20 protein-coding genes are annotated in these 17,048 nt (G+C 41.8%); 6 read left to right on the plus strand and 14 right to left on the minus strand.

What is annotated here, in order from left to right; genetic code table 11:
• Positions 1 to 38 precede the first annotated feature (38 nt).
• Entirely contained in the window at positions 39 to 476 is a 438-nt protein-coding gene (locus tag ACIQ0C_RS11555; RefSeq protein WP_403059921.1) for a hypothetical protein, read from the plus strand.
• A 404-nt stretch (positions 477 to 880) separates the two neighbouring features.
• On the opposite strand, the gene ACIQ0C_RS11560 is transcribed toward ACIQ0C_RS11555, so the two are convergent.
• The 3 genes from ACIQ0C_RS11560 to ACIQ0C_RS11570 are packed head-to-tail and all read right to left on the minus strand — an operon-like array spanning position 881 to position 2,832.
• Positions 881 to 1,108: a group-specific protein gene (locus ACIQ0C_RS11560; protein ID WP_076372781.1), complete on the minus strand. Its 228-nt coding sequence runs from the start codon at positions 1,106 to 1,108 to the stop codon at positions 881 to 883.
• Positions 1,109 to 1,153: 45 nt separating this feature from the next.
• Entirely contained in the window at positions 1,154 to 2,431 is a 1,278-nt protein-coding gene (locus tag ACIQ0C_RS11565; RefSeq protein ID WP_403059924.1) for an ammonium transporter, read from the minus strand.
• The gene (locus tag ACIQ0C_RS11570) at positions 2,428 to 2,832 is read right to left on the minus strand and encodes a hypothetical protein (RefSeq protein WP_403059927.1); all 405 of its coding nucleotides are present in this window, start codon (positions 2,830 to 2,832) and stop codon (positions 2,428 to 2,430) included. Before ACIQ0C_RS11570 ends, ACIQ0C_RS11565 begins: the two co-directional genes overlap by 4 nt.
• A 283-nt stretch (positions 2,833 to 3,115) precedes the next feature.
• Between ACIQ0C_RS11570 and ACIQ0C_RS11575 the strand changes: the two genes are divergently transcribed.
• The 4 genes from ACIQ0C_RS11575 to ACIQ0C_RS11590 all read left to right on the plus strand — a co-directional run bounded on the left by ACIQ0C_RS11575 (position 3,116) and on the right by ACIQ0C_RS11590 (position 6,084).
• Positions 3,116 to 3,319: a DUF1657 domain-containing protein gene (locus tag ACIQ0C_RS11575; RefSeq protein WP_057278507.1), complete on the plus strand. Its 204-nt coding sequence runs from the start codon at positions 3,116 to 3,118 to the stop codon at positions 3,317 to 3,319.
• Between the two features lie 446 nt (positions 3,320 to 3,765).
• A complete protein-coding gene (gene spoVAD / locus ACIQ0C_RS11580; RefSeq protein WP_402838558.1) occupies positions 3,766 to 4,791 on the plus strand; it encodes a stage V sporulation protein AD in 1,026 nt (341 codons plus the stop codon).
• 194 nt (positions 4,792 to 4,985) lie between these two features.
• Positions 4,986 to 5,192 carry a DUF1657 domain-containing protein gene (locus tag ACIQ0C_RS11585; RefSeq protein WP_076372773.1) on the plus strand — a complete coding sequence of 69 codons (207 nt, stop codon included), beginning with the start codon at positions 4,986 to 4,988 and terminating at the stop codon, positions 5,190 to 5,192.
• 31 nt (positions 5,193 to 5,223) lie between these two features.
• A complete protein-coding gene (locus ACIQ0C_RS11590; protein WP_403059930.1) occupies positions 5,224 to 6,084 on the plus strand; it encodes a DUF421 domain-containing protein in 861 nt (286 codons plus the stop codon).
• Between the two features lie 8 nt (positions 6,085 to 6,092).
• On the opposite strand, the gene ACIQ0C_RS11595 is transcribed toward ACIQ0C_RS11590, so the two are convergent.
• Together ACIQ0C_RS11595 and rlmD are read right to left on the minus strand one after the other, a co-directional pair.
• The gene (locus ACIQ0C_RS11595; RefSeq protein WP_402838554.1) at positions 6,093 to 6,614 is read right to left on the minus strand and encodes a YitT family protein; all 522 of its coding nucleotides are present in this window, start codon (positions 6,612 to 6,614) and stop codon (positions 6,093 to 6,095) included.
• 490 nt (positions 6,615 to 7,104) lie between these two features.
• Positions 7,105 to 8,475, minus strand: a complete 1,371-nt coding sequence (gene rlmD, locus ACIQ0C_RS11600) for a 23S rRNA (uracil(1939)-C(5))-methyltransferase RlmD (RefSeq protein ID WP_403059933.1) — start codon at positions 8,473 to 8,475, stop codon at positions 7,105 to 7,107.
• A 189-nt stretch (positions 8,476 to 8,664) separates the two neighbouring features.
• Here rlmD and ACIQ0C_RS11605 point away from each other — a divergent pair, with 189 nt between their 5' ends.
• On the plus strand, positions 8,665 to 8,883 hold the full coding sequence (locus ACIQ0C_RS11605; protein WP_101225004.1) for a methionine aminopeptidase: 219 nt from the start codon (positions 8,665 to 8,667) through the stop codon (positions 8,881 to 8,883).
• Positions 8,884 to 8,928: 45 nt separating this feature from the next.
• On the opposite strand, the gene ACIQ0C_RS11610 is transcribed toward ACIQ0C_RS11605, so the two are convergent.
• The 9 genes from ACIQ0C_RS11610 to gatC all read right to left on the minus strand — a co-directional run bounded on the left by ACIQ0C_RS11610 (position 8,929) and on the right by gatC (position 17,032).
• Positions 8,929 to 9,504: a GNAT family N-acetyltransferase gene (locus ACIQ0C_RS11610; protein WP_402838549.1), complete on the minus strand. Its 576-nt coding sequence runs from the start codon at positions 9,502 to 9,504 to the stop codon at positions 8,929 to 8,931.
• A gap of 62 nt (positions 9,505 to 9,566) precedes the next feature.
• The gene (locus ACIQ0C_RS11615) at positions 9,567 to 10,481 is read right to left on the minus strand and encodes a diacylglycerol kinase (RefSeq protein WP_095390365.1); all 915 of its coding nucleotides are present in this window, start codon (positions 10,479 to 10,481) and stop codon (positions 9,567 to 9,569) included.
• A gap of 181 nt (positions 10,482 to 10,662) precedes the next feature.
• A complete protein-coding gene (locus ACIQ0C_RS11620) occupies positions 10,663 to 11,589 on the minus strand; it encodes a LiaF transmembrane domain-containing protein (RefSeq protein ID WP_403059936.1) in 927 nt (308 codons plus the stop codon).
• Positions 11,586 to 12,656: a hypothetical protein gene (locus ACIQ0C_RS11625; protein WP_403059939.1), complete on the minus strand. Its 1,071-nt coding sequence runs from the start codon at positions 12,654 to 12,656 to the stop codon at positions 11,586 to 11,588. The genes ACIQ0C_RS11620 and ACIQ0C_RS11625 overlap by 4 nt, the downstream gene beginning before the upstream one ends.
• Positions 12,649 to 13,116: a hypothetical protein gene (locus tag ACIQ0C_RS11630; protein WP_403059942.1), complete on the minus strand. Its 468-nt coding sequence runs from the start codon at positions 13,114 to 13,116 to the stop codon at positions 12,649 to 12,651. The genes ACIQ0C_RS11625 and ACIQ0C_RS11630 overlap by 8 nt, the downstream gene beginning before the upstream one ends.
• A complete protein-coding gene (locus tag ACIQ0C_RS11635; RefSeq protein ID WP_403059945.1) occupies positions 13,113 to 13,655 on the minus strand; it encodes an RNA polymerase sigma factor in 543 nt (180 codons plus the stop codon). The genes ACIQ0C_RS11630 and ACIQ0C_RS11635 overlap by 4 nt, the downstream gene beginning before the upstream one ends.
• Positions 13,656 to 13,828: 173 nt before the next feature.
• Positions 13,829 to 15,256 carry an Asp-tRNA(Asn)/Glu-tRNA(Gln) amidotransferase subunit GatB gene (gene gatB / locus ACIQ0C_RS11640; protein ID WP_403059948.1) on the minus strand — a complete coding sequence of 476 codons (1,428 nt, stop codon included), beginning with the start codon at positions 15,254 to 15,256 and terminating at the stop codon, positions 13,829 to 13,831.
• A gap of 12 nt (positions 15,257 to 15,268) precedes the next feature.
• Entirely contained in the window at positions 15,269 to 16,729 is a 1,461-nt protein-coding gene (gene gatA / locus ACIQ0C_RS11645; protein WP_402838916.1) for an Asp-tRNA(Asn)/Glu-tRNA(Gln) amidotransferase subunit GatA, read from the minus strand.
• A 12-nt stretch (positions 16,730 to 16,741) separates the two neighbouring features.
• Positions 16,742 to 17,032 (minus strand): Asp-tRNA(Asn)/Glu-tRNA(Gln) amidotransferase subunit GatC, encoded by a 291-nt coding sequence (gatC, locus tag ACIQ0C_RS11650; protein WP_034306082.1) that lies wholly within the window; start codon positions 17,030 to 17,032, stop codon positions 16,742 to 16,744.
• Positions 17,033 to 17,048 lie beyond the last annotated feature (16 nt).

Raw genomic sequence — 17,048 nt, forward strand, 5'->3', positions numbered from 1 at the left:
TAAGGTATCCATCCTGATTTTAAAAAGGAGAGTTGACCATGAATTCATACGGATTTTATCCTTATCCACAACAAAATGGAAATCACCAGTACTATGAGCCTAATTTTAACCCATATTTCCAACAGCCTGAACGATTTGATTATATGCCACAGCAAGATTGGAACGTTCCGCAGGTACAAGAGCATCCATATAGCCAATTGCCAGACCAATTCGATATTGAAAGGCAGCCTCAACAACTTGAAAGAAGAATCCGGGAACTTGAGCGTCAAAACGAGCGTCAAACCAGGGAACTCAATCGGCAGAACCAAGAAATCACGCGGATAAATCGTGAAGTGAACCGCATTAACCAGGAAATCACCAGGCTGAGTCAAACGGACCAGCGACATACGAATAGGTTAAATAGACTGAATCAAAGACTTCGGGCCGTGGAAAGAAACCTTAACATCCCCTTCACCGCAACGGATGATGGTTTTTAATGAAAGAAATAGCAGGAGCTCATTGTGAGCTCCCGCTTTTTTCATTTACCGAGGCTTTAAATGTCGGTATATGAAATTTAATCAAACGATTGATTAAATCTTTAAAGGTTCACTAAACCCTTGTGCACGTTACTTAAACTGATTAATCCATTTTAAAGTTACACCATTTCGGTTACAGAGCTTTACGATTTCACTATGTGTAATATACACAATTGTTTTCGCCGCCTTAAATGTGAATCCTGCTATCTTCTTTTAAAAAATAGTTAAATTACTGACGCGCTGAATAAAAGGAAATGGAATCAGCCACATTTCCGCAGAATCCCTCAAATCATTTAACATAAGATTCCATAATGGAAAAAACAAAAAAGAACGGGAGTCATACTCACACCCCCGTTCTTTCTCATTTACAACATTATCCGTTTCAACTTTTCGTTTCTAGATTCCTGTTCCTCCTGGGTAGACAAGTCATACTTCTTCAATAGATGAAAAAGTTCATTCAATGTTTCCTGCGAATTCCCTTTTTCAAGATATCGATCTAATGTTTGACTCAATTCGGTTGGTAAAAATGCCTTTTGACTCTCAAATTTCAGCCTGACATCTTGTTGCGAATGGTTAAGATTGCATGCACCCATTTAAAATTCACCTCTTACTTGATTTTACCATGGTATTATAGACAATTACCTTGTCAAATCTTCATCCTGCTTATAGTAGTCCTCTACCTTGATGAACTCCGGCGAGGTATGTGTGGCCATGATGCCATGATAACTGATATCCAACCCAAGTTCTTCTTCTTCTTCAGTGGATCTTATAGGCAGCCAAACTTTTATAACTTTAAAAACAAGCCATGTCACTGAAAAGCCCCAGATGCATAACACCACTAATCCTAATATTTGAACTCCGAGCAAATGCCATCCCCCGCCGGCAAATAATCCGTTTTCAATGGAGAAAAGCCCTACCGCTATCGTACCCCACATTCCTGATGCAGCATGAACAGGAAAGGCACCGACGGGATCATCGATTTTCCGGGCTTCCAACCAATTTGTCGCTGCTAACATCAACATTCCAGAAACTGCTCCAATCAGTAACGCCGACAGATCACTAACGAATGCACATCCAGCTGTAATCCCGACAAGACCAGCAAGTGAGCCATTGATGACGGAAGGTGCATCCGAGCGTCCATATCTAAATAGTGTATAAATCAAGGTCGCCGCTCCCCCTGATGCAGCTGAGAGCATCGTGACAATGGCAATATGGCCAATGCGGACATCTGTAGCTTGCAAGGTGCTTCCTGCATTAAACCCAAACCAGCCAAACCATAAAAGGAATGCCCCAACAGATGCCAGCGGGAGATTACTCGGCAGTGAAATGGAGCTGGTCCCCCGTGAAGTGAATTTACCTGCTCTCGGCCCGATTATAATGGCAGCCGCAAGTGCAGAAAAACCGCCTAGTGCATGAATGACAGCAGACCCTGCGAAGTCCTGCATGCCCAACCCGCTTAACCAGCCGCCACCCCATACCCAGTGACCGGCAATCGGATAGATGAATGCCGTCATCATTACAACAAAAATAAGGTACGCCCGAAAATTGATCCTTTCCGCAACTGCTCCCGAAACGATGGAAATGACGGCGATGACGAATGCCCCTTGAAATAACCAAAATGCATCCATGGAAATTGTAAGGTCGATATGCGACAGATCACCTTTAAGCAGAAATCCGCTTGCCCCGATGATTCCAAATACATCCATTCCATACATTAAACCAAAACCAACGACGAAATAGCAAAGCGTTCCTATCGTAATATCGGCAAAAACCTTCATGATGATGTTCACATTATTTTTCGTACGGACGAACCCTGCCTCCAATAAGGCAAACCCGCCCTCCATCAATAGTATCATGGCTGCTGTCAGAACCACCCAAATCGTATCCAAGCCAGCGTTTAACGTTTCTAGAGTCATCTCGGCGTTCCCTCCACTTTCTGCCAGGCCATTATTTCTTTAATGATGTCTGATGGTAGATTCATTTCCCTTTTTTCCGGTTCAGCCTCAAGTAAACCGATCACCTCATTAAAAAAAGCGACCCTCTGTTTTATTTTCTCAATTTGTTTATATCTATCTTTAACATTCACCAAATGTTCAACCGCCTGGTGATGACTTGGGGCACGCCCTGTAAAAAAACGTTTAAATGGAGACAGGGATTGATACCAAGCTTCCTCAGCTCTTCGTTTTTGTTCATATTTATGAATTTTACCTTTGATCGATTCAATTTCCGACTCCTGTTTGCTTTTATGGAATAGCAGTCCTTTTATGACTTCTTCAGATGAAATTTCAAAAACAACTCTACTATATAAATCATCCATAATATAAATGTCACATCACCTCACGTAATTACGTCATGTTTTCTACAATTATATTTAAAATTCTGAATTCGGTCAATAATTAAACAATAAAAACGATTAGCACAACGAAAAAGGAGGATTTTAACAAGAAATTCTGCCTGTTGCCCTTCCGTTAATCAAACGTTTAATTAATGGAATTTTTGCTAGTCACTCGATTCAATTCATAGATAAATTTGGAAGGTATAGATAATCATTTTCTTCTCATTCTAATAAGGCAGTTTAAAAAAAACTAGGGGGTTTATATATGACAGTAATAAACGATGTCAAAACAACGATAGCAGGGTTAAAAAGCGCTCAAGCAAGCTTCGAAACCTTCGCCCTTTCAACAGATAATGAACAAGCCAAACAATTGTACCAACAAGCTGCCCAACAAACACAAACGATCGTGGACAGCATCACTCCTCGCATTGAAGAGATTCAAAACGAGGAACCACAATATAAACAATAATCATTCATATAAAAAAGGTTGGTTAAAGCAACCAGCCTTTTTTATATCTTTCATCGTCGTTTTGATGTAGTACAGAATCTTTAAGCTAATCCCAAACTACCAAAGGGTTACATACCTGAATTGACCTAACTGCGGAAATCAAGCTAATGAATCAGTCGGGTCGTGGATTAAAAAGCCGTGAATTCTTAAAGTGGAAATCTTGGATCGACTGCCATCGTATACGATCGTTTTGAAAATTCCGTTTGTACGGGAATGAATGAAAGAAGTGATACGAGGATGTTCCTTGATTAAAAAGAAGAAGCTGACTGCTCCTCATCGGACTTGGAGTGTTTGAACGAATTGGCAGCTTCATTCCACTTTCAGGTTTCGTTTTAGATATCAAATTGGCTAGGATTATTCCTTTGCTTTATCTTACTGACAATACTCAAACAATGGGGTGGTTAATAATGCTTACGGGGCATCGCACATGGGTGTTTGATCAAAAGCCTGTCATCGTCTCCACAGGAACCGTTGGCGGTCCATTTGAAGCAGACGGTTTGCTTGCGGATGATTTCGATCTTCTCCATTCCGATTTATGGATCAATCAAGATACCTATGAAAAAGCACATAAAGTCTTATTGGAAGAAGCGAGTACAAAAGCAATCGAAAAGGCGGGTCTTCAGAAGGAACAGATTCAATTCTTCCTCGGAGGCGACCTTATCAATCAAATAACCCCTACCAGTTTTGCCTGTCGAACACTTGGAACACCTTATCTCGGCTTATTTGGTGCCTGCTCCACCTCCATGGAGGGACTGGCTCTTGGTGCCTACCTTGTCAATACCAAAGGAGCAGAGTACTTATTGACAGGAGCATCAAGTCATAACACCGCAGTAGAAAAGCAATTTCGCTACCCAACTGAATACGGAGGGCAAAAACCTCCAACAGCCCAATGGACCGTTACAGGGGCCGGGGTGGCTTTATTGAGCAGTGCCGGGGAGGGACCAAGAGTCACTTCAGCTACGATAGGCCGTGTCATCGACATGGGATTGACCGATCCTTTCAATATGGGCGGTGCCATGGCCCCAGCCGCTGTAGATACGATTGAAGCACATCTCAGAGAAAGAAACCTCGACCCATCCTATTATGATTTAATAGTGACCGGGGATTTAGGAAAGATTGGACATGAAGTTTCTCTGGCATTATTTAAGAAACATGGCACCCCGATTAAAGAAGAGCAATATAAAGATTGCGGTTTAATGATATACAGGGATGGTCAACCGGTCCTGGCCGGGGCAAGTGGCCCTGGATGTTCCGCAACCGTCGTTTATGGACATCTATTAAATCGCATGAAAAAAGGAGAAATAAAACGATTGCTCGTCGTGGCTACCGGTGCCTTGCTATCTCCCCTATCCTTTCAACAAAGTGAGACGATTCCATGCATCGCCCATGCCGTATCGATTGAATATGATGGTGATGGAGAAGCACAAAACTAAGGTTTGATGTTTAAACACATCCCTGCTCATACTCGATGAACATTCTTGGCTGCGGGGATTGTTTCCGTAGCCTTAGCGGATGTGGAAAAGCACCGATTGATCGGTTGTTGCCGCTGACATGTTTGAAGCAACCAGTGTGGACCTCATTGTTCCGTGTCATTATTTTAGACCTAAAAAGATAAGGAGGATGCTGCATGACGATAGCTTCCAATGTCAAACAATGTGTCTCTAGCCTAAAAGGAGTTGAAGCAGGCTTATCCAGCTTAGCACTCCGGACTCAAGATGATGAATCTAAACGCATTTTACATGAAACGATGCTGGTGGTGAATGAAGTTATGAAGGATGTACAGAAGCGCGTGGGCGAGTTAGAACGGGAAGAACCACAATATAAAGGTTTTTAATAACCATGATCAAAGCAGGAGGTGTTTGGTAATGCCGGATTGGATAGAAATTCTTTTACGTTCATTTTTCTTTTTAATTGTTCTTTTTTTGATCACTAAAGTGTTAGGAAAAAAACAATTGTCCCAGCTCTCCTTTTTTGAATATGTAACGGGCATAACCATTGGTAATGTTGGGGCAGAATTAGCTACAAAAGTGGAAGGCAATATTATGTATGGCGTACTGTCCATTCTCGTTTTTGCCATAGCCCCCTACATTGCAGGATTAATATCCCTAAAAAGTAAAACCTTTCGTGATCTTATTGAAGGAAAAGCATCGGTATTCATCAAAGATGGGAAAGTCATGGAAGATAATTTAAAAAAAGAGAAATATACCATTGATGAATTGCTGGGATTGCTCCGAAAAAAGGATGTCTTTGATATTTCTGAAGTTGAGTTTGCCTTATTGGAAGCAAATGGGGATTTTTCCGTAATGTTAAAGAAGCAAAATCAACCTATAACACCTAAGGACCTTAACCTCCCAGTGGCTGCAGTAAAGGAGCCACAAACCATCATCATGGACGGCCATATACTTGATGAACCACTTTCCACGATTGGTCTGAACCGACATTGGCTTCATACTGAACTGGATAAGTTGGGGGTAATCCTCGATAATGTTTTTCTTGGTCAAGCCAATTCTAACGGAGAATTAACTGTGGACCTTTTTGATGATAAACTTAAAGTTCCTTCTCCTCAAGAAAAACCTCTTATTCTCGCGACTTTGAAAAAATGCCAAGCGGACTTAGAGTTGTTTGCACTTGGAACTGAATCAAAGGAAGCTAAAGAGATGTTTACTAAAAATAGCGAAAAGCTGCAAAAGGCAATAGATGACGTAGCCCATATCTTAAGGAACTGATTATTTATTCATCTCCTCATTTTCATAAGCGATGTGATCAGTCCAATGATGACGATCGTCACACATGAAAAAAGAAAAATTTCGATACCTAAGGTGAATGCTGCTGCTGAAATGATTAGTGTATCTATGACGATAATCGCCAAAGCAATATCCATGGAGGTAGATTTTGAGATGATTTTGGCTAACATATCCGTTCCCCCGCTGCTTGTCTCATATCGAAGCATGAGTCCTATGCCCATGCCTATGATGGCACCGCCAATCAAAGAGCTTGTCAGAATTGAAATGGAAAAGACCTTTTTCAATGGATTAAGCCAATCCATAAAAAGGGATGTCAAAAGCAATCCGTGAACGCTGCTATAGAAAAAAGGCCGTTCATAATACCAGGCATATAAAAATATAGGAATACTAAGGATCAACATGGATAGTCCCGTTTGAAAACCAAAGAAATAATGAAGGATGAGCGCAATCCCAATTACGCCGCCATCTATTAAATGATGAGGAACCAAAAATCCATTAATTCCAATGCCCACCAAAAAGCTACCAACAATTACAGCCACCGCTTTTTGAAAATTAATAAAATCACCTTGCCTCCCAATCCATATATTTCTTAATATATGTCCAAGTCAGGGCGTCAAGAATAAACATGCAAAAAAAAAATCCCTCTTCCTTTTCTTCAATTCAACTATGTAAAAAAGGTCCTGGTCATTTAGACCGGGACCCACAGTTTGTTGACAGAAGGGGTTCTGAACACATATCCCTCTTCAAATGAGGTTCCCGAAACAACTGACCCAAAGCAGCCCTGCAACTCCTTTAGGCATGGTTTCTATCTAACTTTTGTAACTATGATTGGAGCGGGTGAGAGAGACTCCTGCGTGAAAAGCGTGTCTAAGGGAGCCCCCTCGGCGTACGCTAAGGACCGACCAAGCGGGAAAGCGAGTGCCTGGAGCGGAAATCAACGTCCATATTGTACAAGCATAATAAAAATGAGGGCCCAGTCAATTAGACCGGGCCCTCATTCAATCATTTCAACTCTAATAACACTACATTTTCAACATGTGTCGTCATTGGGAACATATCGACAGGCTGGATATCAACCGCTTTATATCCGCCGTCTTCCAAGATATGAAGATCACGCGCCAGAGTGCCTGGGTTGCATGATACGTAAACGACTTTGTTTGGCTTCATCTCGATGATCGTATTCAGAAGAGACTCTTCACAACCTTTGCGAGGAGGATCCACAACGATGACATCCGCAGTGTTGCCCTTTTGGTACCATTCAGCAATAACGTTACCCGCATCGCCGACCATGAATTCTGCATTTGAGATTTCATTCAATTCAGCGTTGCGGCGTGCGTCCTCTATCGCTTCTTCGACCACTTCGACACCGATTACTTTTTTCGCTTTTTTAGCTAAAAATAAAGAGATGGTTCCAATGCCGCAATAGGCATCTATCACCGTTTCTTCACCAGTCAGCCCTGCATAGTCAAGAGCTTTATCATAAAGGACTTTCGTTTGGTCTGGATTGATTTGGTAGAAGGATTTTGCTGATATCGCAAATTTCACATCACCGATCATATCATGGATTGCTTCGTCGCCCCATAGCACAGTCATTTTATCGCCCAAGATAACATTCGTTTTCTTGGAATTCACGTTTTGAACGATGGATTTCACTTGCGGGAGACGCTCAACGATTTCCTTCACGATGGTTTCGATGAAAGGGATACTTTTCGTTCTTGTAACAAGAACAATCATTAATTCCCCTGTTTGCTTACCATAACGGGCCATGATGTGCCGCAATACGCCTTTATGTGCCTCTTCATCGTAAGCAGGGATACCAAGTTTACTAAAAATCTCTTTAACAACTTGAACGGCTTCATTGATCACTTCATTTTGGATAATGCTTTCTTTCGTTTCAACGATTTCATGTGTCCGCGGTTTGAAGAACCCTGCTATTAGCTGGCCATCCTTTTCACCAACAGGCACTTGCGCTTTATTGCGATAATGGGTTGGATTCTCCATCCCGATGATTGGGTGAACCTTTACATCCTCAAGTTTCCCAATGCGCGTCATCACTTCACGTACTTGCTTTTCCTTGAATTCCAACTGCCCTTCATAGCTCATATGCTGCAGCTGACAACCACCGTATTTATGGTAATCTTCAGTCGTGACCTCAACCCGGTATGGACTGTTTTCGATAATCTCCATCAAGCGTCCGAAACCATAACCCTTATTAGCCTTCATCACTTTGATTTTTGCTTTTTCACCTGGAAGGGCGCCCTGAACAAAGATCGGGTAGCCATCGACTTTGGCGACGCCAGCTCCTTCATGGGTTAAATCTTCAAATAAAACCTCTACTATATCATTTTTAGCAACTGGTGCTGTTTTTTTCATATCATCTTCTCTTTTCTTTTTTATGCTAGCCTGTATTTTACCACAATAGAGGCCTTGCCACAAAACCACTCACCAATTTACCCTGTTTTTCATAAAAATATAGTGGAAGGAATTACGGATTTTTCATAGTTCCATGAATAAAAGTTCAATAAAAAAAGAAAAATAAGGAAAAACAAATGAGGTGAGGAAATGGGTTTATTTAACTCTATATCAGCCTGGAATGCTACAAGGTTAGAAAAACATCGAGCAAGTATGGAGGAAAAGGGCCTCTGTCCGGATTGTTACGGACGTGGATACAGCTCCTTCGTACCTACGGAATATCATTTTTCCGATATACACGACTGTCCCGGCTGTAATGGCACCGGAGCTTACGCTGATTGGGCAGCCATGAATGGGCAGCAAATGTAATCGCATACAGTGCCAAAACTTCAAAAGACTAAAAAGGACCCCCTGTTAAACAGGAGGTTCTTCCATTTCCTTTACCATATAGCGAAATTCATGGCCGCTAATCGAAATTGTTTTCATTTCTATATATCCTAATCTGCTATAGAGACGATTCGCCGCTTCATTTTCATTTTCCACAACTAAAGAAATCCTTGGATATCCCTTATGTTTAGCGTATCCCTCCACATATTGAATCAGTGCACTACCTATTCCTCTTCCCTGAAAATCCGGGTCAACGGACACTGTATCCAAATAAAAGTCTCTCATTTCCGCTTCCTTATCGAGCGTAACGCTTGGGTCTTTCATTTTCATCCTTAATTGTTTCACTATCGGTTCATCCAAGCTTTCGGCATCCTTGCCATGGTAAGCAATGATCAATCCAGATACTTGTCCATCATGTTCACTGACAAGCGTATTTTCATAGCTGACCCGATTCCCACTTTTCCTGAACAAATCGGCAAGAACGGAAAGTATTCTTTCTTCTTCCGTTTCACCTGTCAGAACCTCTGCAATTTCCTTAATCGCTAACCGGGTCAATATGGCGGCCTTGTCCGCATCCTCCGGTGTCGCTTTCCTGATATACATGTTTGCCATTCTCCTTGCTTCATTAAACTGAAAAGGCCACCAGATTCAGTGGCCTTTTCACCTTATTTATTTGCCGGATCATCCGGCAATAGTCCTTGCGGGATGAATACATCAAAATGGCGGTACTGATTGACGAATTCAGCCGGGGCCATCCCGCCAAATTCCCCATCCAAATTAAGCATCATGTCCTTTTTGGCCTGTACTTTAATTCGATTGGCTTTTTCATAAATGACGTTTTTGTCATGGATATGCTCACCGCGCATTGCCAATGTTGCGACACGGACAATATCAGCTAGGTTTGCCTTTTTTAAAATAAGCAACGTGAACATACCATCATTCAAAGACGCGTCAGGGGCCAGTTTCTCGAAGCCGCCGACCGAATTCGTGTTAGCCACCAAGAAAAGCATGATCTCTCCTTCAAAAAGCTTTCCATCATATTCAATGGAAACTTCAGTCGGCTTAATTGAAGGTAGCATTTCAATTCCTTTAATATAGTATGCTAGCTGACCAAGCATCGTTTTCAGCTTGATCGGAACGTCGTAGGTCAATTCGGTCAATCTGCCCCCGCCAGCGATATTGATAAAATACTTATCGTTCATTTTCCCGATATCGATCGGCATCGTATGCCCACCGGCAATAATTTCGGCTGCCCCTTCAATCGACTTCGGTAAATGCAGCGCCCGCGCGAAATCATTGGTCGTTCCCGTCGGAATGATTCCTAGTTTCGGACGTTTCTCTGCAGTGGCCAGTCCATTAACAACCTCATAAATCGTACCGTCGCCCCCTGCTGCAATAACTACATCATAGCCGCGTTCAATCGCTATCTTAGCCGCTTTCGTCGCATCCCCAGCACCGGTCGTCGCATGTGCAGAAGCTTCATAACCAGCTTCTTCAAGCTTTGCTAGCACACCTGGCAGGCTCTTCTTAATGGCTTCCCGGCCCGAAGTCGGGTTGTAAATCAACCTTGCTCTTTTCATTTCCCATCATCCTTATACATATTGATTCCATAATTTACATCTTAATCCTTCGTTACATGAAAAGCAATATTCGAAAAAAAGAGGACCGTATTCCGGTCCATATCTTCTGCATTTTTACTAGAAATCTTATCAGGGAAAATTATAATGCTTTTTACAATTTTATTCTAGTAAATGATTTCAATCATGGATATTGAACATTCACGTTAAATGTGTCAGTAACCGTCAATGTATGTTTCCCTTCACCAATATTGAATATCCCATTCTTTTTTACAATACCTTCTTCATTTGTTTCTTCTTTCACTTCATTCATCTTCCAGCCATTCTCAGGACCTTCAAGTTCCTCGACCCCTCTAGCATCAATCTTGATATCACTATTATCCTGAAGGAAAACACTTAGATTTCCGCTATCCTTCACACTCCAGTCATTCAAGAGCTTTCTAGGCTTCAAGACAAGATCGGTACTTTGTCCGTCTATCTCCACTGCCAACTCAGCAGGGATTATAAGGGATGCCTTAAGATTCATTGTACCACTGTCCAAAAGTCCATTTTGAATCGGCAAATCCTTGAAGCTTATATAAAGCGTATCACCATTTCTCTCAACGAGTAAATAATCTTCCGCCTTCTTCAACGATGAATCAGCACCTTCCATTACCCGCTCACCATATGTTCCAAAAACGGAAACTTCCCCGTCATTACTACTTTCAATTGTCAATGGGTATGGGCCAGAGTCCAGGACAACTCTCTGTATGCCTTTCCCTGCCTTTTGATTGAAACCAGGCAAATTGACCGTTCTCTCTTCACTATTCACGGCAGCCCTGACTTGATCCATCAATCCGCTTGATGTAAGCAGGATTAAAACTATTCCTGTCGTTCCAAGCAAACCCACGAAAAGAATGCTAAGAATATCATACTTCACAAAAGAACTTTCTTTTCTGGAAAAATAAATATAGAAGAGAATCTCTGCACCCAAGATAATGAATAGCAACGGCCACCATGATAGCAGAATCGTCGTCAAATTCATATCCGCAATTTGAGAAACCAGTAAAACCAAACCCAAACCAATCAGGGAGATTCCCATTGAAATCGTTCCGACTCTCCATGTTCTCATTTTCTCTCCTCCTTGACGCTCCCTTTTTTACTTCTCGACAGCAATTTGATTCCCCCGCCTATAAGAAGGATGCATACAAGACCTTTTTGAAAATAATCTCTAAACCAATATTCCAAGTTACTTCCAATCCATTCATCTAAATGAGGAGCAATGGCCGGGACGATCATATTACTAGCCAAGAAATAGATTCCAAGTCCCACCAACCCCAGTCCTAACCATTTTTGATGATTGACCATTCCCGAAATGATGGGCGTATCTTCTATTGGACCCTCCTCCATTTTCGATGCTTTTTGCAATCCATCAAAAAAACTATAAAACCAGATAATTGGAATAAGGAAAAAGAAGAAACCTAACCGGAGTAAATCCAGTATGTAAATGGCGAATAAAAAGCCAGCCATCAATTGTATCCCACGTTTTTGCAGCCCTAAATATAAGTGACCTGCACCAGGGAAAATAGCGAATAAAGTCGCGACCGATTTACTCTTCTTCCCGGATTCCCGTCTCTCCTCGAAATCTTCCAAAACGGTCCTATCGATAAGCTCCTCACCTTTTTGCTTTTTATTCAACTGTTGAACAGAATCAAAAAAGCTGTAAATCCAGATAACAGGCAATAGTGCCATGAATATTAACAGGCCTTCCATTTGTGTCATCACACTGATGAATATCACCATGATGCCAAGGCCTAAAAAGCCGATGAGAAAAATGAGCCCACGGTTCATGAGGCCTAATTGAAAATGCCCTAATCCAGGAACGAATGAAAGGATGATTACATAAAATCTTTCCGCTTCCGGCTGATTTGCCATTCCCTCCACATCCTCTTCTCTTTTAGGATTCCTCAGTGAGGTGACCACCAAATCAAATATACTGATGAAATAAAACACCATTCCAATAACGGAAAAAGCCAGAAACGCATCCGATTGACTAATCAACGAAAGAAAAAGACCTCCTAGCCCTAATCCAGCCGTGGCAAGAAAATAAAATAACCCTTTATATTTCCTTCCTAGGTAAAAATGTCCGAAACCTGGCAGAAAGGATAATAAAAAAGCTAATACCGGACTTTTATTCATTCCTAAACCCCTCCTTATTTTTCTTTTCGATTGTATCCATCCAATTAAATGTTTTATCAATAAGTCCATCGGTTAAGGACTGCGTTTTCTTATCGCTGCTTGATTCCACAGAATCCACGTATTCTGTCAATGATTGAAATACTCCGCCTGCCATTAATAAAATCGTAAAGCCGGCCGCAATCAGGTAATGTCTTGTGATTGTCCGAAGTGACTTCTCTTTCCGGTGTAGTTTAGCCTCTTCAACAGAGCCGCCTTTCAATCGGCTAATCGAGTCCATGACTGGACCTGCAATATCAAATCCTTCAATTTCTAGACTTGTTTCTTCTTTTTCCATCGCTTCCATATAGGCGGACAAACACTTGTCACAGGAGTATAGATGATTTTCATATTCAATTTTTAGAGCCTCTGGTATTTCATCTGCCAAATATGCAGCCCATCCTGCCTCTGGAACATGATTCATGAAAAATCCTCCTCTTTCCAATGTTTTCTCATCCAATTTCTTGCCCGATATAGCTTTACCTCCACAGATTTCACTTGAATCTGCTGTTCCTCTGCAATTTGCTTGAATGTCTTTTCCTTTATGTAATAGCCATATACAACGTCCCGATATCCCTCTGGAAGGTCATTCAGCTTCCGTAATACTTGCTTTCGCCTTTCGTTCCGAAAAAATACTGCCTCGACTTCATCAGTTAAGCCCAAATTAACTTCCGATGAATGTTCTTCCTGTAATTCTTCCTTTTGGCGTTCCCTCTTTCTCTTTAGATCGATTGCATGATTGACCGCAATTCGGGTAATCCAAGTTTTGAAGCCTTGGTTCTTATATTGAGGAAGAGAAGTGTAGATTTTGATAAAGACTTCCTGGGTAACATCTTCTGCATCCTTTTGATTCCGCAAGACGGAATAGACGGTTCTATAAATCGTCTGTTTATATGTTTCAATCAACATTCGGAATGCATGATCATTCCCAGCCCTTACCTTCTCAACTAACTCATCGGTCACTTCTCTTCCCCCTTTCCTGATAAACATTCATGTAATAGACGACACAAAAAGGAGTTATCCCTACAGATAACTCAAAAAAAATCAAAATTATTTTCCCGCTTATTATTTTTCTTAGTAAACTCTTTCATTACTCAAGAGAAAACCGTACCACTTTAAAAGTGATACGGTCAATATTAACGTTTATTGATTTCTTCCACCAAAATTTTATTAACAAGTTGTGGATTGGCTTGTCCTTTTGTCGCTTTCATAATCTGCCCGACAAGGAAGCCGATTGCTTTTTGTTTACCGGCTTTAAAATCTTCAATTGATTGCGGGTTATTATTCAATGCTTCTTCAACGGCTGTTCGCAATGCGCCTTCGTCGGAAATTTGGACTAGTCCCTTCTCCTTGACGATCGTTTCAGCATCCCCGCCGTTTTCAATCAATTCTTTGAAAACTTTTTTAGCGATTTTAGAAGAAATCGTGCCATCTTTAATCAGCTTGATCATTCCAGCCAACGATTCAGCAGTCAATTTGACATCATGCAGCTCTTTGCCTTCTGCATTCAAGAAAGCGGAAACTTCACCCATGATCCAGTTGGATGCTAGTTTTGCATCCGCGCCTGAAGCGACTGTCGCTTCAAAGAAATCAGCACTTTCTTTCGTCACCGTTAAAACGGCTGCATCATATTCAGGTAAGCCAAATTCTTCGACATAGCGTTTTTTCCGGGCATCCGGAAGTTCCGGAATCTCGGCAGCGATACGCGCTTTCCATTCTTCATCGATATGGATCGTCAATAAGTCCGGTTCCGGGAAGTAACGGTAATCATCGGAGCCTTCCTTAATTCGCATTAGTACGGTTCTGCCTGTAGCTTCGTCGAAACGGCGAGTTTCCTGTTCGATTATGCCGCCTTCATTCAAGATTTCCGCTTGTCGGATTTCTTCATGCTCCAACCCTTTGCGAACGAAGTTGAATGAGTTCAAGTTTTTCAATTCGGTTTTCGTACCGAATTCTTTTTGGCCAACTGGCTTCAAGGAAATGTTAGCATCACAACGAAGTGAGCCTTCTTCCATTTTACAATCGGAAACGCCGGTGTATTGAATGATGGATTTCAACTTTTCCAAATAAGCATATGCTTCTTCCGGGGAAGTGATATCCGGTTCGGATACGATTTCAACAAGAGGCGTACCTTGGCGGTTATAATCACAAAGTGAATAGTTCCCTTTATGTGTCAGCTTTCCAGCATCCTCTTCCATATGAATGCGGGTAATGCCAATTTTCTTTTTCTTGCCGCCCACTTCGATTTCAATCCAACCATGCTCACCGATCGGTTGATCGAACTGTGAAATTTGGTATGCTTTAGGATTGTCCGGGTAAAAATAGTTTTTCCGGTCGAATTTCGTAATTTCCGCCACTTCGCAATTCAGGGCAATTGCAGCCTTCATTGCAAAATCAACAGCCTTTTTATTGACGACAGGCAATACACCTGGGTAGCCTAGGTCAATTACAGTCGTGTTACTATTTGGAGCGGCACCAAAATGATTTGGGCTCGCTGAGAAAATTTTAGAATCCGTTTTTAATTCTACGTGTACTTCTAGACCAATCACCGTTTCAAAGTCCATTATTTTCACCCCTTACAGCTTAGGAAATTGTTTATGAAAATCTGTTGCTTGCTCAAATGCGTGAGCAGCGCGGTAAATCGTGCTTTCATCAAAATGCTTCCCAATCATTTGCAGTCCAAGCGGAAGACCATTCGCTGCGAATCCACATGGCACGGATATACCCGGTACACCAGCAAGATTGACTGGAATCGTCAAGATATCATTAGCATACATCGTTAATGGATCGTCGACTTTTTCACCAATTTTAAATGCAGGCGTAGGTGTAGTCGGCCCAACGATGACATCGTATTTTTCAAAGACATCTTCAAAGTCTTTTTTGATTAATGTACGTACTTTTTGAGCCTTTTTATAATAAGCATCATAATAACCGGAACTTAAGGAGAACGTCCCAAGCATGATACGGCGTTTCACTTCGTCACCGAATCCTTCTGCACGGGTTTGCTTATACATTTCTATAAGAGTTTCTGCATTATCTGTACGATGTCCGTAACGCACACCGTCAAAACGTGAAAGGTTAGCCGAAGCTTCCGATGAAGATAGCAGATAATAGGCAGCTAAAGCATATTTGGAATGCGGCAAGGATACCTCTTCCCATTCAGCTCCAAGACCCTCTAATACTTTTAACGCTTCAAGTACGGAATTACGCGCTTCCTCACCAACGCCTTCGCCAAGATATTCTTTAGGCACAGCTATTTTCAATCCTCTAACATCGCCTGTTAATGAATTCACAAAATTCGGCACGTCAACATTTGCAGAGGTCGAATCCATTGGATCTACACCCGAAATCGCTTCAAGCAAATAAGCGTTATCTTCAACAGTTCTTGTAACTGGCCCGATTTGGTCCAATGAAGACGCAAATGCTACAAGTCCGAATCGGGAAACCCGTCCATATGTAGGTTTTAAGCCGACGACTCCACAATATGCCGCTGGTTGGCGAATCGATCCACCCGTATCGGAACCTAAAGAGAATAGGACTTCACCGGAAGCGACAGATGCAGCTGAACCACCCGAAGAACCGCCTGGCACATATTCCGTGTTCCAAGGGTTGCGTGTTGCCTGAAATGCGGAGTTCTCATTGGAAGAACCCATCGCAAACTCATCCATATTCAATTTCCCGATCGTAACCGTTTCTGCCTTCTGTAGCTTTTGGACAACTGTTGCATCATAGATTGGATCAAAGTTCTCCAAAATTTTGCTCGCGCAAGTCGTACGCAAATTTTTAGTGACAATATTATCCTTCACTCCGATTGGCATACCAAATAAAGCGCCTTCGTTCTCGCCTTTTACCAATTGATCATCCAATCGTTTTGCTTGATTGCGGGCGTTTTCTTCATCAAGTGTCAAAAATGCCTTCACCTTGTCCTCTACCTGTCCAATCCGCTTATACGATTCGTCAACAAGATCAGTGACACTTATCTCTTTCTTATGTAAGCGTTCATGAAGCTCAGAAACCTTTTGTTCGAACAACGACATCATTGTCCCTCCTTATTCAATTATAGATGGTACACGGATATATCCTTCTTTGCTATCCGGTGCATTTTTAACTACTTCTTCCACTGGCAATCCCGGTTTTGCGACATCTTCGCGCATAACATTCTTCATATCCAAAACGTGAGAAGTCGGGTTAACTTGATCCGTATCAAGCTCATTCAACTGCTCTGCGAATGAAATCATTTGGTCAAGCTGATGCTGAAACTGTTTTGCTTCTTCTTCCGTAATGGCCAAACGGGCCAAATGGGCAACGTGTTTAACTTGTTCCATAGAAATACGTGACATTCTCTTCACCTCCGAA

The organism is Peribacillus sp. NPDC096448 (genome assembly GCF_044762675.1).
Classification (GTDB): Bacteria; Bacillota; Bacilli; order Bacillales; family DSM-1321; genus Peribacillus; species Peribacillus frigoritolerans_B.